Below are 23,999 nucleotides of genomic sequence, written 5' to 3'. Positions count from 1 at the left end.
ACGTTAGGTGATGGCAATGACAGTGAAATGGCGTGAAGAAGTCGTCAGGAAGGCAGTTTGATGAAACCGTGTGCGCTTTTGCGCAGGGAGGGCGCAGGGAGGGCCGGGCAATATCTGAATGCGATTCGCGGCCTGTCAGGGTGTGGCAAAAACGCCACCGTTATCAGTAGGCGTAGCGTTGCAGTGCTGGCGCCAGATCCCATAGCGCGGCGGCAGCCAGCACACCCAGGCAGGGCGGCAGGATGATGCGCCAGACGTGCGCTGGCAGCGCCGTCAGGGACGTGCGCCATTGCACCAGCGCCAGGCTGGCGGCACACAGCGTGCCGGCCAGCAGCGCGCCGGCGAGGATATCGGTGGGCCAGTGCACGCCGAGGTACACGCGCGAAAAGGCAATCGCCATGGCCGGCAGGCTGGCCAGCAGCAACCAGGTCAGCCGCCAGCGCGCTGGCTGGCCGCGCCCGGCCAGTATTCCCAGCGTCAGGAAAAAAGCGAACGCGGCCGAGCTGTGCCCGCTCGGCAGGCTGAAGGTGGACAGGGGTTCCAGCAGGATATCCGGGCGCGCCCGGGCCAGCAGCCATTTCAGTGCCACATTGCTCAGTGCGGTGCCAAGCAGCACGCCGGTGGCAAACAGGCCGGCGCGCCATTGCCGGGTGAGCGCCAGCAGGCCGACCAGCAGGACGCCGGCGGCCAGTTGCGTGCGGAAATCGCCGAGCCGGGTCACCAGCACCATGAAGTGGTCCATCGTGCCGTGGCGATGCGCCTGGATCACCGTCATCAGCCCTTGATCCAGATTGTTCAGTGCCTGCCAGCCCAGCAGCAACGCGACCAGTGGCAGCAGGCAGGCACCGGCGGCCAGCAGCGTGGTCTGCCGTCGGCCGCGCAGGCTGCTGTGGATGATCACGCCGAGGACGAGCACCAGGCCACCGAGGATCAGCAGGACGTCGTGCCAGAAGCCCGGCGGCAATGGCAGGCGCATGGCCGTGCCGGTGGCCCAGCCGGGCAGCAGGTAGGCGACGGCCCAGCCGGAGGCGGCAAGCAGGCTGATCAGCATGAAGCGACCGAGCGGCATCTCGAACATGCCGGCGACCATGGGCAGCATCGGTCGCAACGGCCCGATATAGCGGCCGACCAGCAGGCTGATGACGCCGTAGCGGCGAAAGTACATCTCGGCGGTCGTGAGCCACTGCGGATGCTGGCGCAGGCCCGGCAGCGCACGGATGTGCCCGTGATAACGGCGGCCCAGGCCGTAGGAGATGGCATCCCCGAGCAAGCCACCGGTGTAGCCCAGCAGCAGCGTCTGCCACAGGGGCATGCCGCTGTGGCCGGCCAGCATGGCGATGCTGAACAGCACCACGGTGCCCGGTATCAGCAGGCCGAGGATGGCCAGGCATTCAATGCAGGCGGCGGCGAACAGCGCCAGGCCCAGCCAGTGCGGGTGGGCGGCAAGCCAGTCGGTCAGGTGGGTGAACCAGGCACTCATCAGGCGGTATCCCGGGTGGTCGCGGTCAGGCCAGCCAGTGCCGGTCGTCTTCGTGCCGTGTCAGCACCTCCACGCCCTGGTCGGTCACCGCGACGGTGTGTTCCCACTGGGCGGAGAGCTGGCGGTCGTGGGTGAGGGCGATGTCCCAGTTGCCGGCACGACGATGGCGCAGCCGCGCGCTGCCCTGGTTGATCATTGGTTCGATGGTGAACACCATGCCCGGCTTCAGCAGCAGGCCGGTGCCCGGCTGGCCGAAATGCAGCACCTCGGGCGCCTCGTGCATCTGTCGGCCGATACCGTGGCCGCAGTACTCGCGCACCACGCTGTAGCCGCAGGTGCGGGCATGCTGTTCGATGGCGTGGCCGATATCGCCCAGCCGTGCACCGGGGCGCACGGCGTGAATGCCGGCCCACATGGCGTTGCGGGTTTCTTCCACCAGCCGTTTCGCGTCCGGGCTGACCTCGCCGACCAGATACATGCGGCTGGCATCCGCGATAAAGCCGTCTTTCTCCAGCGTGATGTCCAGATTCAGGATGTCGCCGTCGTGCACCACGCGGTCCGCTGCCGGCATGCCGTGGCATACCTCGTCGTTCAGCGAGGCGTTCAGGGCAAACGGATAACCGTACTGGCCAATGCTGGCTGGGCGTGCGTGCAGCGTATCGCGGATGTAATCGGTGACGCGATCGTTCAGCGCCAGGGTGGTCACGCCGGCGCGCACCTCACCCTCCAGCATGCGGAACACGTCGGCAAGCAGTTGGCCGGCGTGGCGCATGCGCGCCAGATCCTCGGCGTTTTTCAGTCGGATAGCGGTCATCGTGCGTCTGGCTGTGATCGGAACGGATCGCCGGATCATAGCAGATGTCACCGGCGCGGGTGGCGAGCCGGCAAACGGACCGGCTAGCATGCCTGACACGCTGTGAAAGGAGGGCTGCTGATGTTTCGCTACGTTTGTCTGGGCACGCAGGACCCGGCCCGCGCGCGGGTCTTTTATGACCGCGTGCTGGCGACACTGGATATTCATCGTGTGGACACCGGCGATGAAGGTTTTGAGCTCGGCTGGAGTGGCTGGGGCACCTACAACGACGAAGGGCGCGAAGAGCTGGCTTTGTGGTTGTGCCCGCCATTCGATGGTGCACCGGCCTCGCCGGGCAACGGGGTCATGGTGGCCTTCAATGCGGCGACCCGCGCCCAGGTGGATGCCTTCCATGCGGCGGCAATGGCTGCCGGGGGCACCAGTGAGGGCGAGCCCGGGTTGCGGCCGCAATACAACACCGATTTTTATGCCGCCTACGTGCGTGACCCGGATGGCAACAAACTCGCGGCGGTCCACCGCGACGCACCACGCGCGCAGCCATGACCCCCACTCCGGCGCCGATTCCCGGCCGCCTCTGGCTGATCGCCGCGTTGGTCGGGGCGGGCGCGTTCATGGCCATGCTCGATGCCACGCTGGTCAACCTGGCGGTGGCCTCGGTCGGCACCGAACTGACGGCGCCCCTGGCCAGCGTGCAATGGATCATCACCGGCTACCTGATTGCCATGGCCATGTCGCTGCCGCTCACTGGCTGGCTGGGCAGGCGCTGCGGGTATGGCCGCCTGTGGTGCCTGGCGCTGCTGGTGTTTGTGCTGGCATCGGCCGCCTGTGCGCTGGCCGGGGAACTGGCCACACTGATTGCGTTTCGAGTGGTGCAGGGGCTGGCCGCCGGCCTGATGGTCCCGGCCGGGCAGGCGGTGCTCGGCGCGGCCGCCGGGCCGGCGCAACTGGGCCGCCTGATGGGCGCGCTCGGCGTGGTGGTCAGCCTCGGGCCGGCACTGGGGCCGGCCTTTGGTGGCTTGTTACTGGAGCAGATGTCCTGGCGCTGGTTATTCGGCATTAACGTGCCGCTGGGCGCGCTGGCACTCTGGCTTGCCCGGCGCCACGTGCCGGCAGGCGAGCGCGACAGCAGCCGCGCCCCGGACTGGCCGGGGCTGGTGCTGCTGGGCCTGGGCCTGCCGCTGTTGCTCGGTGGTGCCACCGCCCTGGGCGAGCCGGGGCGCGGAGCCTGGGCCGCCGCCGGGGCCGGCCTGTTGCTGTGTGGCCTGTTCGCGTGCGTGGCGTTGCGCCGCCGCCATCCTCTGATCGACCTGTCCCTGCTGGCCGCGCCGCGCTTTGCGCTGGCGACACTGACAACGGCGTTCACCGGCGCCAGCCTGTATGGCGCGCTGTTCTTGTTGCCGCTGTATTTGCAGGAGGGATATGGCTATGCCGCCTCATCGATTGGCCTGTGGTTGCTCGTGATGGGTCTGGGCAGCGCAGCGGCATTGTATGTGGGGGGCGCGCTGACGGACCGCCTGGGTGCCGCGCCGGTCATCGTTAGCGGGGCGGTGTTGCTGCTGCTCAGTACTCTGCCGTTTCTGGGGGAGGCGCCGCTGCCGCCATGGCTGCTGGCGGTATGCCTGGTGACGCGCGGTATCGGCGTGGCGCTGGCACAGATGCCGGCGATGACCGCCGCGGTGGTGACGCGCGAGCAGGTTGGCGATGCCGCCACGCTGGTGAATATCGTGCAGCGCATTGGTGGCGCGCTGGGTGCGGCGGCGCTGGTGGTGGTGCTGGTTGATGTGATGACACCGGCACGCCCGGCGGATTATCGCGTGGCGTTCGCGGTGTTGCTGGTGGCGGCGCTGGTGGCCATGGTGGCCGGCCTGCTGTTGTGGCGGTACCGCTCCACTGCGCAGGCATAGCCGGGGTGGTCGAAATTGCATCCGCCGGTTCGACCAGAGGGAAATTACCTCACAGGGAGCACTGAGCATGATTGAGACCCCCCGAATTCTGCAGACCCGGGTGCAGCACACGGCGGTCATTCGTCTGGCTGTGCCGTGTGCGCAGATGCAGCAGGTGATGGGGCCGGGTATTGAGGAACTGTTCGCCACCGTCGCCTCCCAGGGCATCGAGACGACCGGCGCCTGGTTTACCCGCCATTTCCGCCTTCCCGACGACACCTTCGATTTCGAGATCGGTGTGCCGGTGGCCACGCCAGTGCAGCGGGCCGGCCGTGTCGCCCCGTCCAGGCTGCCGGCGCAGACCGTGGCGCGCACCCTGTACGCCGGCAACTACGATGGCCTGTCGCAAGCCTGGGGTGCCTTCCAGGCGTGGCTGGAAAAAGAAGGGCATGCAACCCGTTTGCCGGTGTGGGAAAGTTACGTGCTGGATCCCTCCACCAATGCCGACCCGGCCAGTTGGCGCACCGAACTGAACTGGCCGCTGGCGGAACAGGATTAACAGGAGATAGTGCTCATGCGTTATCAGGGGAGCTGCCATTGCGGCGGTATCGCATTCGAAGTGGAAGGCGAGGTGGACAGTGGCCTGGCCTGTAACTGTTCCATCTGCCATCGCAAAGGCTCACTGCTGTGGTTCGTGCCGCGCAACGCCCTGACGCTGAAAACACCGGCGGAGAACATGAGCACCTACACCTTCAACCAGCACGTGGTGAAACACCGCTTCTGTCCCACCTGCGGCATTCATCCGTTCGGTGAAGGCGTCGACCCGCAAGGCAACGCGATGGCCGCGATCAATTTGCGCTGCCTGCAGGACTTTGATCTGGACAGCGTACCGGTACACACCTTCGACGGGCGCGCAGTGTAGTGCAGGCTTATCTTGCAGCCAGCGAATGGATTGACCGCGACCACCCGGCGATTCGCGCCTGCGCCGCACGGCTGGCCGACGCCGGCGATACGCCGCTCGACATTGCCCGGCGCTGTTTTGAGTTCGTGCGCGATGAGATTCGCCACAGCTGGGATTACCAGGACACGCGCGTGACCTGCCGTGCCTCCGATGTGCTGGAAGCCGGCACGGGCTATTGCTATGCCAAGAGCCACCTGCTGGCGGCGCTGTTGCGTGCCAACGGATTGCCGGCCGGCTTGTGCTACCAGCGCCTGTCGGTGAATGACACCGGCGCGCCGTTCTGCCTGCATGGGTTGAACGCCGTCTATCTGCCGGAACACGGCTGGTACCGTATTGATGCGCGCGGTAACCGCGCCGGCGTGGATGCCCGGTTTGTGCCACCACACGAACAACTGGCATTCCCGTTGCAGGATCGGCGCGAACGGGATTTTCCCGATATCCTGGCCGAGCCGTTGCCGGTCGTCGTGCAGGCGCTGACCCGGTATGACACAGTGCAGGCTGTGCATGATCATTTACCCGATGCCGAGGAGATTGCTGCCAATGAGTGATATCCAGTACCCGGTGCAGGGTGCCTGCCAGTGTGGCGGCGTCACCTATGAATTGCTGGCGCCGCCGATGAAAGTGATGGCCTGCCACTGCCGCGAATGCCAGAAACTCTCCACCAGCCCGTTCAGCGTCACCGCCGTGGTGCGGCGCGAGGACATCGTCTTTCACGGCGAGATGAAATACTGGGAACGGCTGTCCGACAGCGGCAACACCAACGGCGCCTGGTTCTGCCCCACCTGCGGCAACCGCCTGTACCACATCAATCCCGCACAACCGGAGATCATCAAACTCAAGCCCGGCACCCTGTCGGATACGCGCATGCTCGCACCCCAGGCCCATGTCTGGGTCAGCGAAAAGCAGGACTGGTTTGTGATCCCCGACGGCGTGCCGCAATTCGACAGGCAACCCTGAACAGGAGCGTTGTAATGAAAGCCATTTCGTCTGCCACCGTGACCTCTGCCGGTGCCGCCTGCCGCCATGACATCCAGACCGGCCGCCATACCCTGGTGGCAGATGAGCCGCCACATGCCGGCGGACAGGATGCGGGGCCGGCGCCTTACGATTTGCTGCTGGCCGGGCTGGGCGCCTGTACGGCGATCACCTTGCGCATGTATGCGGAGAAAAAGGGCTGGGATATTGGTGCCCTGCGGGTGGAGCTGTCGTTTCTGAAGAACCGTGAGGGGGAATCCCGCATTGAGCGCACACTGCATACTGATGCGGTGCTGGAAGATGCGCAGTGGGAAAAGTTGCTGGAGATTGCCGGCAAGACGCCGGTGACGAAAACGTTACTGGAAGGGGTGGGGATCACTACCGTCAGAGGGTGACTGTGCTGGAACAGTGAGCGTCAGCAGAACCCGCTGCCGGGGACACTTCGAGGGGCGAATATTTATGTGTCGGGTGAACAATGGATAAAGTGTACAGCCTGAGGCACCTGTTCTTCTTTTCAAAGCCTCTCCTCACCATCACCGAGCAAGGTTTTTATTATAAGAACACGCTTTATACCCCGGATGACGTACGCAGGGTTTATGTCTCAAACGGCGGAGGCGGCCCTAAAAGAATGGGGGTGCATTTGGCGGACGGGAGAAAGATCCTGATCAACGCCGTGGCACTGGAACTGAATGGCGTTAAACCAAAAACCGGGTTCCTGTCGGGGACCAATGACGTCTTCGAGTCGCTTCGGGCTTATTTCGAAGGGGCCGGCCCATGACCGGCATGGGTATGGCTGCCGTCTGAACAGGCGCTTTGCAGCCGGGCCGGGGGCACGCAGCCTGGCCCGGGTGGCTGTCGAAAACGTCCTGCCCCGGACGACTAACGGCTATCAACCCACTTCATCAGGCGCTGCCCACCCATGGCCACCCAGATCTTCATCAACCTGCCCGTCGCCGACTTGCCTCGCAGCATGGCCTTCTTCAAGGCGCTCGGCTTTCACTTCAACGAACAGTTCACCGACGACACCGCGGCCTGCCTGGTGATCGATGAGGGCATCCACGCGATGCTGATCACTGAAAAGCGCTTTATGGATTTTATCCCCGGCAAGCGCATCAGCAATGCGCATGAACAGGCCGAAGTGCTGGTTGCGCTGTCCCGCGACAGCCGTGAGGCGGTGGACCAGATGGTGGACGCGGCGCTGGCGCATGGCGGCAGCGTCTGCCGGCCGCCGCAGGATCATGGCTTTATGTACGAGCGCAGCTTCCAGGACCCGGACGGGCACATCTGGGAACTGATGCATATGCCGCAGGCCTGAGTCTCAATTTCTGAGGGGCGTTGGGACAGCGGGTCTCTACGCCTCGCTCGGAATATTGCGGGCAGGGCGTCGCTCCAGCAACCGGCCAAGCCAGAAAATCAGCAAACCACCAAGCGCCATCACCGCGCCGACCAGCCCGGTGGAAGACCAGTCGTACCCCATGCGGATCACCTCGCCGGCAAAATAGGCGCCCAGGGCATTGGCCATGTTGAAGGCAGCGTGGTTCATCGAGGCGGCCATGGTCTGGGCGTCGCCGGCCACGTCCATCAGCCGTGTCTGGATCGCCGGGCCGAGGGCCATGGCGGTGCCGACGATGCCGACAAACAGGATGCCCGGCACCACATAATTGGCAGCCCAGTAAAACGCGGTCTGTGTGACGACACACCAGAGCAGGATGGCCGGAATCGCGCGCAGCAGGTCCCGGTCGGCCAACCGCGCGCCGGCGAACATGCCGAGGATGGTGCCGACGCCGAATACCGCCAGCACCAGCGGCCCATAGTGGTCTGACATGCCGGCCTGCTCGGTCAGGGTCGGCATCACGTAGCTGAATACCGAAAACATGCCGCCGAAGCCGATGCAGGCGATGCCGAGGGTGAACAGCACACGCTGTTGCACCAGTGCGGACAGTTCGCGCAGCGGCGAGGCGTGCGTTTGTACCGGTTGTATCGGCACCCACAGCCGCACCATCAGTGCGGTCAGCAAGGCGATGCCGCCGACGGCCATGAAGGCCACCATCCAGCCGAACTGGTTACCGGCCCAGGTGCCCAGCGGGGCGCCGATCAGGATCGCCACGGTCAGGCCGGTCATCACCCGTGCCACGGCGCGGGCGCGTTCGTTGGGTTTTACCGCTGCGGCCGCGACCAGGGCGGCCACGCCGAAGTAGGCGCCGTGGGGCAGGCCGGCCACAAAGCGCAGGCCGACGAAGGTCCAGAAATCCGTGGCCAGGGCGCTGGCAATGTTGCCGCAGGCGAAGATCAGCATCAGTGCGATCAGCAGGGCGCGTCGTGGCACGCGGGCGGCCAGGGCGGAAATCAGCGGCGCGCCGACGACCACGCCGAGGGCGTAGCTGCTGATGGCGTAGCCCACGTCTTCGACCGGCACGCCCAGGTCGGTGGCGATGCGTGGCATCAGCCCCATGATCACGAATTCGGTAGTGCCGATGCTGAAGCCACCCAGCGCCAGGGCCAGCTCGGCCAGGCGGCGCCGGGAGGAGGAAAGCGGTGCGGTCATAGAGCAGGCTCGCAGGACAACGTGCGGCGCCGGTCGGCGGGCAGCAGGCGCGGCATGGCGCGCAGGGTGTGTGCCGTTGTCTGGCACAGCGGGAAGCGCGCGATTATGACGCAGGCTGATGCAGGAAAAAACTGCACCGTGGCCTATGGCGAGGATTGTGCTGCGCTATCACCCGTCCGGAACAAGGGCGAGGTCACGCTGCGGGCCGGTTCGCGCTTTTTGTCGTGGTTGGCCCGCGCCATTGAAGCGCTGCCACCGAACTGGCCGGAGAGCATGGCCCGGGTCACCGCGTGCTGACGGTTGCGCGCGCCGAGTTTCCGGCAGGCGCTGGCGATATGGTAGATGGCGGTGCGGTCGCTGATACCGAGCACGGCGCCGATTTCGGCATTGGTCATGCCTTCGCTGGCCCAGGCCAGGCAGTCGCGCTCGCGGGTGTTGAGGTTCACGGTTTCCGGGTGTGCCGCAGGGCGCGTCAGGCGCAGGCAGCAGTCCAGCACGGTGCTGGCCAGCAGCAGCGCGAACGGCATGAAGTCTTGCAGCCGCGCGTGGCTGTCGTCATCGTCGCTGTCGCAACCCAGTGTCAGCCAGCAGGGGGCGCCGCCCGGTGCCTTCAAGGGCAGGGTGCAGGCCGCACCCAGGCCGGCATCGCGGTATCCCTGCAGTACCTGCGCGGCGAGGTGGTCCGTGGCGATATCGTCCGCGTCGTGCCAGACCAGGGGCAGGGCGTGTTCGCGGGTGTAGCGCACGGTAGGGTCGCTGTGCACCTGCTGTTCGGCAATGTAGCGGTGGAACCATTCTGCGGGCAGGTTGTGCAGGCTGGTGATTTCGGGGCGGACCAGTGACAGGGACTGGTCCAGCCCGAAGAAATAGAACGCGAAGCCATACTCGCGCAACAGGGCATCGAGGCCGATATTCAGTCGTTCAAGCGTGCTCAGCCGATTGAGCAGCTCGATACGCTCGATCACGGGGGCGTGAGGGAACATCAGTGTGGGGCTCCGGTGCCGCGGCGATTTATCTTCGCTGACAGAATGTGGATTCTGGTGTGCTTTAGCGTGAGAGTGAAATGAATTATTTGTGGAGTTTTGGCGGCAGGTTCGTGTCATGCCATGGGAAAGCGTGGCGCTGATGGGTGATATCATTATGCAAGTACATGACATTCCAGCCCGAAATAACGGCAAAAAGCGCGTTGCCATTTTACTTCAGATGGTCATAATCGGGCGCGTTTTAAGGGGAACTCAAGGGAATAAATAATGACATTTTGATCTTCCCCGTCACTTTCGGACAGTGGGTTAAGCGACCTTCAATGCCTCATACGCCTCTGGGTTCAGATATCCAATAGCGCTATGACGACGGTTCCGATTGTAGTCGATCTCGATGTATTCAAATATCGCTTCACGCATTTGTTGCCGTGTTCTGAAACGCTCACCATGAACGAGCTCAACCTTCAATGTGTGGAAAAAGCTCTCAGCGCAGGCATTGTCGTAGCAGTTGCCCTTGGCGCTCATGCTGCACAACAGGCGATGTTGGCTTATCAGCTTCTGGTAGGCAGCGGAGCAGTACTGGCTGCCACGATCCGTATGGACGATCACTCCCCGCGGCATGCGGCGTTTCCAAAGCGCCATCCTGAGCGCGTCGCAGGCCAAGTCGGCGGTCATGCGTTCCGACAAGGCCCAGCCGATCACGCGCCTGCTGAAGAGATCAATGACGGTGGCCAAGTACAGCCAGCCCTCGTCGGTCCACAGGTACGTGATATCCCCAACCCACTTGACATTCGGCCTGTCTGCCGAGAAGTCCTGATCGAGCAAATTCGGCGCCACAGGCAAGGTGTGGTTGGAATTGGTCGTGGCCTTGAACTTCTTCCTGGCCTTGGCGCGAAGCCCCTGCCGCCTCATGCTCTCGGCCACTGTTTTCGGGTCATATCGAAGCCCTTGCCCTACGAGTTCGACCGTCACTCTTGGCGACCCATAGCGCTCCTTTGCGCCGTCGAAGGCTGCCTTTACCACTCGATCCAGGCTGGTTCGCCATTCACTGCGCAGCGAAGGCTGGGTGTCCCTTTGCTGCCAGCGATAAAACCCGCTGCGCGAGACGCCGAGCACCGAAGCCATACGGAAAACACTGAAAATACCGAGGTTCTCTTTCATGAAGGCGTACTTCACTTCTGGTTTTTCGCGAAGTACGCTGCCGCCTTTTTTAGGATGGCCAGCTCCTCTTCCTTCTCAGCCAGTTGCCGCTTGAGGCGCGCGTTTTCCTCGGTGTACCGCTGCTCGGCTTCGCTCTTGTTGGCTTGCTGCTCCGCCTTCTTCCGCCATGTGTACAACTGCGATTCATGGAGGCCGAGCTGCTGGGCCGCGGACTTAATGCCAACTCGCTCAGCCAGGCCAAGGGCCTCAGCACGGTACTGCGCGGTATGACGGACTCGGGTTCGAGTTGTGGCTTTCTGCTTGGTCATGGTTCACCTCTGATGGGAATGTTACTCGCTTATGCGAGTGTCCATCAGTGGCGGGGAACATCATTTCGTACTAAGGCGCCCGTGGCCCTGCTGGCTGCGACGGTGCTCTCTGGCTGTGCCTCCATTGTGTCTGACAGTGTTTACCCGGTGCTGATTTCCAGTACGCCGACTGGCGTGCGTTATGAAGTGATCGAGCAGGACAGTGGCCGTCTGGTTTCCGCCGGTGTAACGCCGCAGACGGTGATGCTGGGGGCTTCGGATGGTTTTTTCTCGCGCGCGGAATACACGGTCAATTTTGAGCAGGACGGTTATTACAGCCGATCCTATCCATTGCGTGCCGATCTGGATGGCTGGTATTTCGGTAATATCCTGTTTGGCGGTTTTCTCGGCATTCTGATTATTGACCCGGCATCCGGTGCCATGTGGAAGCTGAATCCGAATGTGGCGACCAGCCTGGCAGAAGACCCGGCGGCGCTGCCTGTCGCGCCAGTGGTGCCGGATATCGCGCCACAGGTTGCGCCAGAGGTTCAGCCGCCGATGGAAGAAGCGGAAGCTGTATTGCCGGAGGGCGACACGGTGACGCTGATGACACTGGAACAGGTGCCGCCGGCCTGGCGGGCTTACCTGGTGCCGGTGATCTGAGCCCGAGCGGAACGAACGAAAAACAAAAAAGGCTGCGTGGAAACGCAGCCTTTTTGTTATGCGGCGATCCGCCCTGAATGAAGCGTTAGCGATTCAGGCGATTGTCGATCAGTTGATCGACCACCGACGGATCGGCCAGCGTTGACGTGTCGCCCAGCGTGTCCAGTTCGTTGGTGGCAATCTTGCGCAGAATGCGGCGCATGATCTTGCCGGAACGGGTCTTCGGCAGGCCCGGTGCAAACTGGATCAGGTCGGGCTTGGCAATGGCGCCGATTTCCGTGGCGACAAAATTGCGCAGCTCGGTGGCCAGTGCCTCGTCGCCGCTGTGCCCGGCCATCAGGTTCACATAGGCGTACACGCCCTGGCCCTTGATGTCGTGCGGGTAGCCGACCACGGCGGCTTCGGCCACGGCCGGATGCAGCACCAGTGCGGACTCGATTTCGGCCGTGCCCAGACGGTGCCCGGAAATATTCAGCACGTCGTCGACGCGGCCGGTGATCCAGTAGTAACCGTCTTCATCGCGCCGTGCGCCGTCACCCGTGAAGTAGGTGCCTTTATAGGTGGAGAAGTAGGTGTCGATCATGCGCTGGTGATCGCCGTACACGGTACGGATCTGGCTGGGCCAGGATGCCTTGATGACCAGGTTGCCGGAGGCGGCGCCTTCGAGTGCCTTGCCGTCGGCATCGACCAGCGCCGGCTGTACGCCGAAGAACGGCAGGGTGGCGGAGCCGGGCTTGGTATCGGTGGCGCCGGGGATCGGCGCGATCATGATGCTGCCGGTTTCGGTCTGCCACCAGGTGTCGACGATCGGGCAACGGTCTTCACCGACCACGCGGTGGTACCACTCCCAGGCTTCTGGGTTGATCGGCTCACCCACGGTGCCGAGCAGGCGCAGGGAACCTCGATCGGTTTTTGTCACCGGCGCGTCGCCCAGGCCCATCAGGGCGCGGATGGCGGTCGGTGCAGTGTAGAAGATGTTGACCTTGTGCTTGTCGACCACCTGCCAGCACCGTGAGGCATCCGGATAGGTCGGCACGCCTTCGAACATCAGTGTGGTGGCGCCGTTGGCCAGCGGGCCGTAGACGATGTAGCTGTGGCCGGTGACCCAGCCGACGTCGGCGGTGCACCAGTAGATGTCACCGTCCTGATAGTCGAACACGTATTTGTGCGTCATGGCGCTGCAAAGCAGATAGCCGCCAGTGGTGTGCAGCACGCCCTTCGGTTTGCCGGTGGAGCCGGAGGTGTAAAGAATAAACAGCGGGTCTTCCGCACCCATCGGTTCTGGTGGGCAGTCAGCGCTCGCGGCGTCCACGGCCTCGTGGTACCAGACGTCACGTTTTTCATCCCAGTTCACCTTGCCACCGGTGCGGCGCACGGTGACGCATGTGTGTACGCTCGGGCAATGGGCCAGCGCCTTGTCGGCGTTGGCTTTCAGTGACACGGTGCGGCCGCCGCGCACGCCTTCATCGGCAGTGATCACGGCGCTGGCCTCGGCGTCCTGGATGCGGTCTTTCAGCGCTTCCGGCGAGAAACCACCGAACACTACCGAATGCACGGCACCGATGCGCGCGCAGGCGAGCATGGCGTAGGCGGCTTCGGGAATCATCGGCATGTAGAGGCAGACACGGTCGCCTTTTTTGACGCCGCGCTGTTTCAGCACATTGGCCAGTTTCGAGACTTGCTCGTGCAGTTCGCGGTAGCTGATATGGCGGCTCTGATCCGGCTCGTCACCTTCCCAGATGATCGCGGTCTGATCGGCGCGGGTGGGCAGGTGACGGTCGATGCAGTTGTAGCTGGCGTTGAGTTCACCGCCGATAAACCAGGCGGCGTCGCCGGTGCGGAAATCCCATTCGCTGACCTTGTCCCACGGCCGGGACCAGTCGAGAAATTCAGTGGCGCGGGCGGCCCAGAAGGTGTCCGGCTCCTCGATGGATGCGCGATACCACTCTTCATACCGGGTCTTGTCCATCAGTGCGCGCTGACGGAACGAATCAGGCACCGGATAGCGTTTCACTTCCGACATCAATGGCCTCCTGGAGCATGTTCTTTTCAATGGGCCAATGCTGCAGCGGTGGCCCGTTTTTTTGTCAGGGCATCACTATCGGGGATCAGGCGCGGAGGGTAAAGGCCACTTTGGTAGTAGGCAGTGCGAAAGGGTCATGGCGCCGGGGGCTGGCGAATGGTTGTGCGGGAGCGTGCGGGTGTGTGAGCGCTAACGGAACAGGCAGGGCGGCGGCGTGGCCAGGCGGTTATCCGGGGCAATAAAAAACCCCGCCGTAGGGCGGGGTTTCAGAAGCAGTATGCGACCGGTGTGGTGGATCAGGCCACCTGCACCGGAATGGCATTGCTGGTGCCTTTTACCGCGTTACCTTCGGCCAGGTAGACCAGGCGCGGTTTGAAGTTGATCAGCTCTGCGCTGCTGTAATCGGCGTACGCGCAGATGATGACCCGGTCACCCGGTTGCGCCTTGTGGGCGGCCGCACCGTTGACGGAGATCATTTTCGAGCCTTCCTCGGCACGAATGGCGTAAGTCGTGAAACGCTCGCCATTGTCCACGTTGTAGATCTGGATCTGCTCATACTCAAGAATGCCCGCCAGATCGAGCAGTTCGCCGTCAATGGCGCAGGATCCTTCGTACTCGAGTTCCGCGTGGGTAACCCGTGCCTGATGCAGCTTGGCTTTCAGCATAGTGCACTGCATAACTCTCACCTCTCTGCGCTGCCCCGGAGGGCCGTTGCAACTGTATGACAGGCCCGGGCAGGCGCCCTGTCAGCAGGTCAACCGGCATTGTTTCAGACTGTCATTCAGCCGGGCGCCAGTGCCGAAAATGGCGCGCCAGTATGCCGGAATGATCAGTCACGTACAATTGCCACCGCGATATTGTCTATCAATCGGGTTTTGCCCAGCCTGGCGGCCACCGCGACGCGTATTTCGCGGCTTTCCAGGGTGGCCGGGATCAGTTGTGCAGCGTCCATGATCTGCAGGTAATCGACCTGGAACCCGTGGGTCTCCAGCGATCCGGACAAGCGTGCCACCAGGCCATCGAAGTCCGTTTCCCCGGATGTGAGGGCGTCGCGGGCCTGAAGCAAGTGAGCATGAACTTGCGGCGCCACGGCGCGCTGTGCGGGCGTCAGGTAACCATTGCGCGAACTCATCGCCAGGCCGTCGCTTTCGCGCTCGGTGGGGACGCCGACGACCTCCACCGCGAAGCACAGGTCCTTGACCATGCGGCGGATGATCGCCAATTGCTGGTAATCCTTTTCGCCGAAGCAGGCGACATCCGGTTCCATGATGTGGAACAGCTTGCTGACCACGGTGGAGACTCCCCGGAAATGGCCGGGCCGGCTGGCGCCGCACAGGTGATCGCCAAGTTGCTCGACATCCACCCAGGTCAGCGACGGGCCGGGATACATTTCTTCCACCGGCGGTGCGAACAGCAAATGAGTCCCGGCGGTGGCGAGCTTTTCCCGGTCGGTCTCCAGCGTGCGCGGGTAGCTGTCGAAATCTTCATTCGGGCCGAACTGGGTCGGGTTCACGAACACGCTGGCCACCACTTTGTCGGCGTGCTGGCGTGCCACGCTGACCAGCCGCAGATGGCCGGCGTGCAGGTTGCCCATGGTCGGGACACAGGCCACGCGCAGGCCGGCAGCTTTCCAGGCACGCACCTGGGCGCGCACTTCGTCGATGGTGTGCAGAGTCAGCATGGAAGGGCTCCGGCGCCGTTCAGAAACAATGCTCGGCGGCAGGGAAGCTGCCGTCCTTGACCGCTGTGTCGTAGGCCTTGATGGCGGCCGCGATATCGCCGCCGGCCTCGGCCATGAAGTTTTTCACGAAGCGGGCGGTCTTGCCCTGGGTGATGCCCAGTACATCCTGGATCACCAGCACCTGGCCGTCGCATTCCGGCGCAGCGCCGATGCCGATGACCGGAATCCCCACGGACTCGGTGATGCGCCGGCTCAGTGCGCGCGGCACGCATTCCAGCAACAGCATGTCGGCGCCGGCGGCTTCCAGGGCGCGCGCATCTTCGACCATCTGTTCGGCCTGGGACTGTTCCCGGCCCTGCACGCGATAGCCGCCGAAGGCGTTGACCGATTGCGGGGTCAGGCCCATGTGGATGCAGGTCGGCACACCGTTGCGTTTCAGCACGCGCACGGTGTCGGCCAGCCAGCCGGCGCCTTCGATCTTGACCACGTTGGCGCCGGCCTGCATCAGCTTCAGTGAGGTGTCCAGCGCGCGCTCCAGGGTCGCGGCGGCGAGAAACGGCACGTCGGCGATCAGCAGCGCACCATGGTTGCCGCGTGCCACGCAGGCGGTGTGGTAGGCGATCTCGTCCACGCTGACCGGCACGGTGGAGTCGTGGCCCTGCATCACCATGCCGAGGGAATCGCCGATCAGGATGGCGTCGACACCGGCGCTACTGATCTGGTGCGCGAAGGTGGCGTCGTAGGCGGTCAGCATGGAAATCTTGCGGCCGTCGTTCTTGCATTGCTGCAGGGTGCGGACAGTGACGCTCATAAGCGGATACCCGATGTGAAGGTGGGGATATGGCTCAGCCTGCCAGAGGGCGGGGGTTAAAGTAGTGGCGGCCCCGGCGGATGTCCAGCAGATAGCCGAGCAGTTGCGCGTAGTCGTCGTCATTGCCGGCGAAGTCGATGTCGGCGGCGTTGACGATCAGCAGCGGCGCATCGTCGTAGAAATGAAAGAAGCGTGCGTAGGCGTTGTTGAGGCGGTCAAGATAATCGGCGTCGATGCTGCGCTCGTGGGCCAGGCCGCGTTTGCCGATGCGTTGCAGCAGCACGCTCGTGGGCGCCTGCAGGTAGATCACCAGGTCCGGGCGCGGGGCATCGAAGGTCAGGTGCTTGTGCACGTTCTGGTACAGCCGGAATTCGTCATCGTCGAGGGTGACTTCGGCGAACAGGGCGTTCTTGTCGATCAGAAAGTCGCTGACGCGCACGGGCTCGAACAAGCTGTTCTGCTTCAGTTCGCGCAGTTGCTCTGCGCGCTGGAACAGGAAGAACAGTTCGGTCTGCAGGGCGAAGTGGCGCGGCTCGCGGTAGAAGCGTTCCAGAAACGGATTGGCCTCGGCCTGTTCCAGCAGCACTTCGTAATTGAAGGTGTCGCCCAGGCGGCGGGCCAGGGTGGTCTTGCCGACGCCGATCGGGCCTTCCACGGCAATGAAGCGGGGCAATTCACCGCTTTCGCGCAGGGCCTGCAATCGCTCATTCAGCATGGCTGATCCCCCGATAGTGAGACATCCGACTGGCCGGCTTCATGGTACCAGACCCCGTCCTGATTGCACTGCCGCAGCAACTCGGTGACGGCGCGGCCGTCGGGCAGTTGCAGGTCCGGGGCCAGCGCGGCCAGCGGCACCAGCACGAAGGCGCGCTCGGTCATGTGCGGGTGCGGGACGGTCAGGCGCGGGTGCCGGATCTGCGCATCGCCGTACAGCAGCAGGTCCAGGTCCAGGGTGCGTTCGCCCCAGTGGCGCAGGCGCTCGCGGCCGGCGACCTGTTCCACGGCCTGGAGCGCATCCAGCAGGTCCAGCGGGGCGAGGGCGGTATCGAGGGCGGCCACCGCGTTGATGAAATCAGGCTGGTCCTGCGGCCCCACCGGCGCGGTGCGATAGAGCGGAGAGCTCCCCGCCAGGGTGGTCTGTGGCAGGGCGGCCAGGGCGGCGATGGCCTGCCGGACCTGCGCGGCCGGCTCGGCCAGGTTGCTGCCCAGGCCGACATAGGCGCGGATCATTCGTCCTGGCCGCCGCCGGAGTAGTTGTCGCTGGCGCCCCCGCCACTGCGGCGCCGTCTGCGGCGACGCTTGCGCGGGGCGTTCTGCGGGCCGCTGTCCTGGCGGCCGAGGCCGGCCAGCATGTCGTCGCGGGCCTCGTCGCCGGCTTCCTGGAAGCGGGTCCACCATTCACCCAGGCCGGGCTTGATCTCGCCGGCTTCTTCGCGCAGCAGCAGGAAGTCATAGGCGGCACGGAAGCGCGGGTGTTCCATCAGCGCGGCGGCACGGTTGCCGGCGCGGCGCGGCAGGCGGCTTTGCAGGTCCCAGATTTCGCGCACCACGGCGGAATAGCGGCGCGGGATGGCGACGATGCCGACCTGGTCGGCGATCACCTGGCCGGCGGCCTTGTTCATGGCCTGCAGCGGCGGCATGCCGTGGCCAAGGTAGAACGACACACGGCGGCGCAGCGCCGGCCACAGCAGCACCGCGAACAGGAACGCGGGGGTGACCGGCTTTTCCTGCGCCAGGCGGCGGTCGGTGTTGCGCATGGCGGCGTGGATCAGTTTCAGGTCGCTGGCGCCGTCGTCATCGTCCAGTGCCTCTGCGGTGGCCGGGAACAGGGCGTCGAACAGGTGATGTTTCTGCAGCAGGGCAAAGGTGCGCTGCCCCTGGCCGCTGAGGAACAACTTGAGCACTTCCTCGAACAGCCGCGCCGACGGCACTTGCTGCAGCAGCGGGGCGAGCCGTGCCAGGGGTTCTTCGGTGGCCGGGTCGATACTGAAGTCGAGTTTGGCGGCGAAGCGCACCGCACGGATCATGCGCACCGGGTCTTCGCGGTAGCGCTGCTCCGGGTCGCCGATCAGACGCAGGGTGCGGTGCTCGATGTCGCGCAGGCTGTCGGCGAAGTCATGCAGGCTGAAATCACGGATGTCGTAGTACAGCGCATTGCAGGTGAAGTCGCGCCGCAGGGCGTCTTCCTCAATGGTGCCGTAGACATTGTCGCGCAGGATCTGGCCGCCGGCGCTGCGGCGGCTGTGGCGGTCATCCTCGTCCTCTTCCTGGCCGGTGACGGCGCGGAAAGTGGCCACTTCGATCACTTCGCCCTTGAAGCGTACGTGCACCAGCCGGAAGCGACGACCGATGATGCGGGCGCCGCGGAAGACACGTTCGATCTCCTCCGGGTGGGCGTTGGTGACCACATCGAAGTCTTTGGGCTTGATGCCGGTGAGGATGTCGCGCAGGCAGCCCCCCACCAGATAGGCTTCAAAGCCGGCATCCTTCAGCCCGTACAGCACATGCAGTGCGGCGCGGCTGAAGTCCTGGCGTGAGATATCGTGCTCGTCGCGGGGGATGATGCGGCGCTGGGGGGCGGAACCCTGGCGGAATGGCCGTGTCAGAAAACGGCAGAAGCGTCGCAAAGGGTCCGGGTACTGGCGCGGCATTGGCAATAGAGGCTCGGCTGGGTCATGAACAGAAGCTCGGCATGTTAGCGCAGCCAGCGTCCCCTGCCCACTCTGTGGACAGGGGACGCGCTTCGGGCGACGAGCTTGAAGCCCTTTGGCCCGCCGCCGCCGGGCGGTGCAGCCGCCCCAAATGAAAAAGGGACCCCAGCATGGCTGAGGTCCCTTATGATTGCGCTGATTCTGTTATTGTTATTGTTTGTTTTGTTTTCTGCCTTGTGGTCATGACAATCCGGTCATGACAAGCACTGCATTGACTCATGAAATTGTTATTCTTTTTTTGAGCCTCGCCGCTGTTTTTGTTGTTCGCTGGCGTGTGTTCATCCTGCATTCACCCCCCTTCCAATGCAACAATTTGAAAAACTCTTATGTATCAACAAGTTAACAAATTTTGTGTGAAGGGTGTTCGCTGCTTTTGCGTGACTGTTCCGTCATGTTGTTACTGCGTGTGTAGGACGGTAACAGGTGTTCCACACACGCCTGCCGCTCGTCAGGTGACGCTGTTGCTGCGACGCCGGGGAATGCCCAGCCTCTGGCGGCGTTCCCACAGGCATTTACGGCTGATGCCGAGTTTCTGGGCCAGCTCGGTTTCGGTCATGGCGTCCTGGTTCTCCAGCACGAAGCGGGTGAAGTAGTCCTCCAGCGACAGGTCTTCCTGCGGGTCCTGGAACAGCCGGCGTGGGCTGGCGGCCACCGGTTGCGCCGGCTGGGCGGCCGGTGCCTCGGCGGAAATGGCCAGCAGGTCGGGGGTGATGGATGGCCCGTCGGCCAGGATCACGGCGCGCTCGATGGCATTTTCCAGCTCGCGCACGTTGCCTGGCCAGCTATAGCGGTTCATGGCTTCCAGGGCGCTTTCATCAAAATGTAATTCGGGGCTGTTATGGCGCTCGCACAGGCGGGACAGCAGGGCGTGGGCCAGCAGGCCGATGTCCTCGCCGCGTTCGCGCAGCGGCGGCAGGCTCAGTTGCAGTACGTTCAGGCGGTAGTAGAGATCCTTGCGGAACTGCCCGGCCGCCACACGGGCGTCGAGCAGGCGCGGCGTGGCGACGACCAGGCGCACGTCCAGCGGCCGGCCATGCAGGGCGCCCAGGCGGGTGCTCTCGCCATCCTGCAACAGATGCAGCAGGCGGACCTGGGCGTCCATCGACAATTCGCCCACCTCGTCCAGAAACAGGGTGCCGCCATCCGCCGCCTCGACCAGGCCACGCTTGGTGTCGTCGGCACCGGGCAGGGCATCTTTCTCGTGGCCGAATAGCTCGGCTTCCAGTTGCGGGCCGGGCATGGCGGCGCAGTTGAGCACCACCAGCGGCCCGCGCCGGCGGCTGCTGCGCTCGTGCAGGGCGCGGGCCACCAGTTCCTTGCCGGTGCCGGCTTCGCCGGTGATCAGCACACTGGTTTCGGTCGGGGCGATCTTCTCGATGCGGCGGAACAGCTCCTGCATTGCCGGGCATTCGCCGAGCATTTCCTGTACCGGGTAGTTGCGTGCCACATCGTTGCGCAGCGCTTCGTTCTTACGCTTGAGCGTGCCTTCCTTGAGGATGCGGTCCACCGCCAGCACCATTTCGTCGTGATCGAATGGCTTGGCGATGTAGTCCACCGCGCCCTGGCGCATGGCGTCCACCGCCGAGCGCAGGCTGGCGTAGCTGGTCATGATCAGTACCGGCGTGGGCCGTGCCAGGCTGATCAGCTCGGTGCCGCTGGCGCCCGGCAGGCGCAGGTCGCTGATGATCAGGTCGAAGTTGGCCAGATCGTATTCACGGGCCGCCTCGGCCGAGGCCGCTTCCACGACGGTGTGTTCATGCCGCTCCAGCAGCTTGCGCAGTGCGCCCCGGATAACCGGCTCGTCCTCGACAATCAGAATATGGCTCATGACTTGACCTCGCCTGCCTGTCAGGCCTCTTCAGAGAAGCCCGGCAGTGTGATGATGAAGCGTGTGCCACGTTGGCCAGCCACCGGGCTTTCCGCGCGGATGCTGCCAAAATGGTCCTCAATGATACTGTAAACCAGTGCCAGACCAAGGCCCGTGCCCCGGCCTGCGGGTTTGCTGGTGACAAAGGGCTCGAACAGGGTGTCGCGCAGCTCCGGCGGTATGCCGTGCCCACGGTCTTCGATTTCCACCTCCACCGTCTGTTCCAGCATGCGGCTGCGTACCGTGATCGGCGCGTCGTCCGGGGAGGCGTCAGCGGCGTTGGCGAGCAGGTTGACGAACACCTGCAGCAGCCGCTGGTTGTCGCCCCGGACGCGATGCTCCGGGTTGCAGTGGTTGGCAAATACCTGGCCGCGCCGGTCCGGGTCCAGCCGCAGCAGGTTGATCGCCTCGGTCACGGTATCGTCCAGGGACACTGGCCCCTGCACCGCAAACTGGGTGCCGCCACTGTGGCTGAAAGTCACCAGGGATTCGACGATACGGCTGATGCGCCGGGTCTGCTCGACGATCTGGGTGGCGGCCTGCCGGATTTCGCCGCTCTCCACTTCATGATCCAGGTTCTGCGCCAGGCAGGCGATGGCGGTGACCGGGTTGCCGATCTCGTGCGCCACGCCAGCGGCCAGCCGGCCGATGGAGGCGAGCCGTTCGTTGTGGGTCAGCCGTGCTTCCATGGCATGCAGGTCCGTGACCTCCTCGATCACGATCACCTGCCCGCCGGCGCGCTCGCCGGGCATGGCGCCCTGCACCTGCGATTTGTGCAGGCTGAGGATGCGCTGCTGGCCGTGCTGTGTGAACTCGGCCTGCGGCTCGCGCGGCGAGTCGCCCTGGGCGAAGCTGTACAGCAGCGCATTCCAGGGGGGAGGCAGTGAGCTCAGGCGTGAGCCGATGGTGCGCCGGGCACTGATGCCGGTGAGCTGTTCCATGGCCAGGTTCCAGCCGATGATCTCGCCGTCGGCGCCGAGCGAGATCACGCCCATCGGCAATTCCAGCAGCGTCTGCCGGTGGAAGCGGCGCAGGCTGTCGAGCTCGGCGGCGAGGCCGGACAGCCGGTCGCGATACTGTTCCAGGCGCGATTCGATGAACTGGATATCCTCGCTGGACTCACTTTCTGCCTGTGGCTTGTAGGGCAGGTGATCGTCGACGATCTGGTGCGCCACCGACGGCCCGAGCAGGCCGGAGAGGTTGGTTTCCACCTGGTCGCGCAGGCGGCGCAGCGCATAGGGCCGGGTTTCGGCACGGGTCAGGTTCAGGTCGCGCAGCGCCAGGTTTACTTCGCGTTCGGCGGTCACCGGGCCCAGGGGGTCGGTCAGGGACTGCACGAAATCGTCCACGCTGTCGGCTTCCAGTTCCCAGCGGAAGGGCCGCCGCAGGCTGTCCACGGCGCAGGTGTCGGCGGCATTGCGCTCGGCACTGGATGTGCGGGTAAACAGCGACACCAGGGCGAACACCACGCTGTTGGCGATGATCGAGGCCATCGCCACGTGGTGCCATTGTGCGGCCGGCGAGCGGCGGCTGATCTCCAGCAGCTCAAACAGTTCGGTCGGCTGCCAGGACGGGAACAGCATCGGCAGCAGCAGAGCCAGCGCCCACACCACGAAGCCCGCCACCAGGCCGCAGAACAGCCCGTTGCGGTTGGCGCCGGGCCAGAACAGGGCGCCGATCAGCCCCGGTACGAACTGCAGCGTGGCGACGAAGGACAGCACCGCCAGTTCGGTCAGCGTGTGGCGGTCGCCGGCGGCGACGTAGAACAGATAGGCCAGTGCCAGGATGCCGCAGATCAGCAGCCGCCGCGCCCACAGCAGCCAGCGGTACAGGCTCTCGTCCAGCGGCCGGGTGCGTGCCGGCAGCACCAGGTGATTGAGGGTCATGGAGGACAGTGCCAGCGTGGCCACGATCAGCATGCCGCTGGCGCCGGCCAGCCCGGCCACGTAGGCAAGCAGGGCGCCGTGGCGACCGCTGAGGCTGCCCACGGCGATGGCGTAGTAGTCCGGCGTGGCGACCACGTTGGCGGCGGCGGCGGCCCACAGGATGATCGGAATGCACAGTGCCATGACCAGCAGCAGCAGCGGCAGGCCCCAGCTCGCCGTCATCAGCGCGCGCGGGTTCAGGTTCTCGGTAAAGGCCATGTAGAACATGTGCGGCATCACTACCGCGGAGACGAAGAACGCCAGGATCATCGAATGCCAGGTGCCGTCCTGCAGCGGGTGGTACAGGTTGGTCAGCGCTTCCGGGTGCTGTTGCAGCCACTCGCTCAGGCCGCCCGGCCCGCCGAATACACCGAACAGGCCGAGCAGCGTCAGCGTCACCAGCGCCACCACCTTGATCAGCGATTCGGTGGCGATGGCGACGACCAGCCCTTCGTGTTTTTCCCGCGCGGTGGCGTGGCGCGCACCGAACAGGATCGCGAACAGGGTGATCAGCAGGCAGAACCAGAACGCCAGCCCGCCGGGATCGTCTTCGCCGGTGAGCAACTGGATCGATTCGGCCACGGCTTTGATCTGCAGCGACAGCAGCGGCAGCATGCCGATCAGCATCATCAGTGCGGTCATGCCGCCGACCAGCCGGCTGCGATAGCGGAACGCAAACAGGTCCGCCAGTGAGCCGAGCTGGTGGGTGGTGGTCAGGCGCAGGATCGGCGCCAGCAGGATCGGTGCCAGCATGAACACGCCGGAGATGCCGAGGAAATAGGCCAGGAAGTTGTAGCCGTACTGGTGCGCGTAGCCGATGCTGCCGTAGATGGCCCAGGCGCTGGCATACACGCCGAGCGAGAACACGTACACCGCCGGGTGCCGCACCAGCCGTGCCGGCAGCCAGCCGCGATCGGTGATCCAGGCCACCATGAACAAAAACAGCAGGTAGCCCAGCGCAATCAGGAACACCTGCGAGAAACTATAGGCCATCGAAATCCCGGCTCTTGCCAATCCAGTAACACAACCCGATCAGCAGCAGCCACATCAGGTACGGGCGATACCAGGCCTGGCCGCCTTCGCTCCACCATTCGATGATGGCCGGCGACAGCAGGTAGGTGCCGAGAATGAAGATGATCAATAGCCGGTCGGTGTACATGAATAATCCGGTTGCCAGCGTAATGCGCCCTGCGGCGCGTGATGAGCGTAGCGCAGTCTTCGGCGCGGTGCGA

25 protein-coding genes are annotated in these 23,999 nt (G+C 64.3%); 10 read left to right on the top strand and 15 right to left on the bottom strand.

What is annotated here, in order from left to right:
* Positions 1-163: 163 nt before the first annotated feature.
* Both S7S_RS16125 and map read right to left on the bottom strand, forming a co-directional pair.
* Positions 164-1,480 carry a bifunctional DedA family/phosphatase PAP2 family protein gene (locus S7S_RS16125; RefSeq protein ID WP_008733312.1) on the bottom strand — a complete coding sequence of 439 codons (1,317 nt, stop codon included), beginning with the start codon at positions 1,478-1,480 and terminating at the stop codon, positions 164-166.
* 25 nt (positions 1,481-1,505) lie between these two features.
* Entirely contained in the window at positions 1,506-2,294 is a 789-nt protein-coding gene (gene map, locus S7S_RS16120) for a type I methionyl aminopeptidase (RefSeq protein ID WP_008733314.1), read from the bottom strand.
* A 120-nt stretch (positions 2,295-2,414) separates the two neighbouring features.
* Here map and S7S_RS16115 point away from each other — a divergent pair, with 120 nt between their 5' ends.
* The 9 genes from S7S_RS16115 to S7S_RS16075 all read left to right on the top strand — a co-directional run bounded on the left by S7S_RS16115 (position 2,415) and on the right by S7S_RS16075 (position 7,428).
* Entirely contained in the window at positions 2,415-2,837 is a 423-nt protein-coding gene (locus S7S_RS16115; protein ID WP_008733316.1) for a VOC family protein, read from the top strand.
* On the top strand, positions 2,834-4,198 hold the full coding sequence (locus tag S7S_RS16110; RefSeq protein WP_008733319.1) for a DHA2 family efflux MFS transporter permease subunit: 1,365 nt from the start codon (positions 2,834-2,836) through the stop codon (positions 4,196-4,198). The genes S7S_RS16115 and S7S_RS16110 overlap by 4 nt, the downstream gene beginning before the upstream one ends.
* Positions 4,199-4,265: 67 nt before the next feature.
* The gene (locus S7S_RS16105) at positions 4,266-4,736 is read left to right on the top strand and encodes a GyrI-like domain-containing protein (RefSeq protein ID WP_008733320.1); all 471 of its coding nucleotides are present in this window, start codon (positions 4,266-4,268) and stop codon (positions 4,734-4,736) included.
* A gap of 15 nt (positions 4,737-4,751) precedes the next feature.
* A complete protein-coding gene (locus S7S_RS16100; RefSeq protein ID WP_008733321.1) occupies positions 4,752-5,099 on the top strand; it encodes a GFA family protein in 348 nt (115 codons plus the stop codon).
* Entirely contained in the window at positions 5,099-5,686 is a 588-nt protein-coding gene (locus S7S_RS16095; protein WP_008733322.1) for a transglutaminase-like domain-containing protein, read from the top strand. The genes S7S_RS16100 and S7S_RS16095 overlap by 1 nt, the downstream gene beginning before the upstream one ends.
* Positions 5,679-6,095, top strand: a complete 417-nt coding sequence (locus S7S_RS16090) for a GFA family protein (RefSeq protein WP_008733323.1) — start codon at positions 5,679-5,681, stop codon at positions 6,093-6,095. The genes S7S_RS16095 and S7S_RS16090 overlap by 8 nt, the downstream gene beginning before the upstream one ends.
* A gap of 14 nt (positions 6,096-6,109) precedes the next feature.
* Positions 6,110-6,508 carry an OsmC family protein gene (locus tag S7S_RS16085; protein ID WP_008733324.1) on the top strand — a complete coding sequence of 133 codons (399 nt, stop codon included), beginning with the start codon at positions 6,110-6,112 and terminating at the stop codon, positions 6,506-6,508.
* A gap of 80 nt (positions 6,509-6,588) precedes the next feature.
* The gene (locus S7S_RS16080; protein ID WP_008733326.1) at positions 6,589-6,891 is read left to right on the top strand and encodes a hypothetical protein; all 303 of its coding nucleotides are present in this window, start codon (positions 6,589-6,591) and stop codon (positions 6,889-6,891) included.
* Positions 6,892-7,032: 141 nt separating this feature from the next.
* Positions 7,033-7,428 (top strand): VOC family protein, encoded by a 396-nt coding sequence (locus S7S_RS16075; RefSeq protein ID WP_008733328.1) that lies wholly within the window; start codon positions 7,033-7,035, stop codon positions 7,426-7,428.
* Between the two features lie 36 nt (positions 7,429-7,464).
* Here S7S_RS16075 and S7S_RS16070 read toward each other — a convergent pair whose 3' ends face one another.
* From S7S_RS16070 to S7S_RS16060, 3 genes are all read right to left on the bottom strand, one after another.
* Positions 7,465-8,658, bottom strand: a complete 1,194-nt coding sequence (locus S7S_RS16070; protein ID WP_008733329.1) for an MFS transporter — start codon at positions 8,656-8,658, stop codon at positions 7,465-7,467.
* Between the two features lie 143 nt (positions 8,659-8,801).
* Positions 8,802-9,641 carry a LuxR family transcriptional regulator gene (locus S7S_RS18940; RefSeq protein WP_008733331.1) on the bottom strand — a complete coding sequence of 280 codons (840 nt, stop codon included), beginning with the start codon at positions 9,639-9,641 and terminating at the stop codon, positions 8,802-8,804.
* Between the two features lie 306 nt (positions 9,642-9,947).
* A protein-coding gene (locus S7S_RS16060) for an IS3 family transposase (protein WP_420795638.1) occupies positions 9,948-11,107 on the bottom strand; the annotation gives its coding sequence in 2 pieces (ribosomal slippage) (positions 9,948-10,852 and positions 10,852-11,107; 1,161 coding nt in all).
* Between the two features lie 81 nt (positions 11,108-11,188).
* Between S7S_RS16060 and S7S_RS16050 the strand changes: the two genes are divergently transcribed.
* A complete protein-coding gene (locus S7S_RS16050; protein WP_008733337.1) occupies positions 11,189-11,749 on the top strand; it encodes a hypothetical protein in 561 nt (186 codons plus the stop codon).
* An 85-nt stretch (positions 11,750-11,834) separates the two neighbouring features.
* On the opposite strand, the gene acs is transcribed toward S7S_RS16050, so the two are convergent.
* From acs to S7S_RS19895, 10 genes are all read right to left on the bottom strand, one after another.
* Positions 11,835-13,772, bottom strand: coding sequence for an acetate--CoA ligase (gene acs / locus S7S_RS16045; RefSeq protein WP_008733341.1), 1,938 nt, complete (start codon positions 13,770-13,772; stop codon positions 11,835-11,837).
* Between the two features lie 296 nt (positions 13,773-14,068).
* Positions 14,069-14,449, bottom strand: a complete 381-nt coding sequence (gene panD, locus S7S_RS16040) for an aspartate 1-decarboxylase (RefSeq protein WP_008733343.1) — start codon at positions 14,447-14,449, stop codon at positions 14,069-14,071.
* A 152-nt stretch (positions 14,450-14,601) separates the two neighbouring features.
* Complete coding sequence (gene panC / locus S7S_RS16035; RefSeq protein WP_008733345.1) at positions 14,602-15,453, bottom strand: pantoate--beta-alanine ligase; 852 nt, start codon at positions 15,451-15,453, stop codon at positions 14,602-14,604.
* 19 nt (positions 15,454-15,472) lie between these two features.
* The gene (gene panB / locus S7S_RS16030; protein ID WP_008733346.1) at positions 15,473-16,264 is read right to left on the bottom strand and encodes a 3-methyl-2-oxobutanoate hydroxymethyltransferase; all 792 of its coding nucleotides are present in this window, start codon (positions 16,262-16,264) and stop codon (positions 15,473-15,475) included.
* 34 nt (positions 16,265-16,298) lie between these two features.
* The gene (locus S7S_RS16025) at positions 16,299-16,979 is read right to left on the bottom strand and encodes a deoxynucleoside kinase (protein ID WP_008733347.1); all 681 of its coding nucleotides are present in this window, start codon (positions 16,977-16,979) and stop codon (positions 16,299-16,301) included.
* Positions 16,973-17,494 (bottom strand): 2-amino-4-hydroxy-6-hydroxymethyldihydropteridine diphosphokinase, encoded by a 522-nt coding sequence (gene folK, locus S7S_RS16020; RefSeq protein WP_008733348.1) that lies wholly within the window; start codon positions 17,492-17,494, stop codon positions 16,973-16,975. The genes S7S_RS16025 and folK overlap by 7 nt, the downstream gene beginning before the upstream one ends.
* Positions 17,491-18,915 (bottom strand): polynucleotide adenylyltransferase PcnB, encoded by a 1,425-nt coding sequence (gene pcnB, locus S7S_RS16015; protein WP_008733349.1) that lies wholly within the window; start codon positions 18,913-18,915, stop codon positions 17,491-17,493. The genes folK and pcnB overlap by 4 nt, the downstream gene beginning before the upstream one ends.
* A gap of 508 nt (positions 18,916-19,423) precedes the next feature.
* A complete protein-coding gene (locus S7S_RS16010; RefSeq protein ID WP_008733350.1) occupies positions 19,424-20,803 on the bottom strand; it encodes a sigma-54-dependent transcriptional regulator in 1,380 nt (459 codons plus the stop codon).
* 20 nt (positions 20,804-20,823) lie between these two features.
* Complete coding sequence (locus S7S_RS16005) at positions 20,824-23,760, bottom strand: sensor histidine kinase (RefSeq protein WP_008733352.1); 2,937 nt, start codon at positions 23,758-23,760, stop codon at positions 20,824-20,826.
* The gene (locus S7S_RS19895; RefSeq protein WP_008733354.1) at positions 23,750-23,926 is read right to left on the bottom strand and encodes a hypothetical protein; all 177 of its coding nucleotides are present in this window, start codon (positions 23,924-23,926) and stop codon (positions 23,750-23,752) included. The genes S7S_RS16005 and S7S_RS19895 overlap by 11 nt, the downstream gene beginning before the upstream one ends.
* Positions 23,927-23,999 lie beyond the last annotated feature (73 nt).

The organism is Isoalcanivorax pacificus W11-5, assembly GCF_000299335.2.
In the GTDB taxonomy this organism is placed as follows: domain Bacteria; phylum Pseudomonadota; class Gammaproteobacteria; order Pseudomonadales; family Alcanivoracaceae; genus Isoalcanivorax; species Isoalcanivorax pacificus.
Note: the sequence above shows the minus strand (reverse complement) of the source record. Positions and strands in the feature narration are given on the sequence as shown.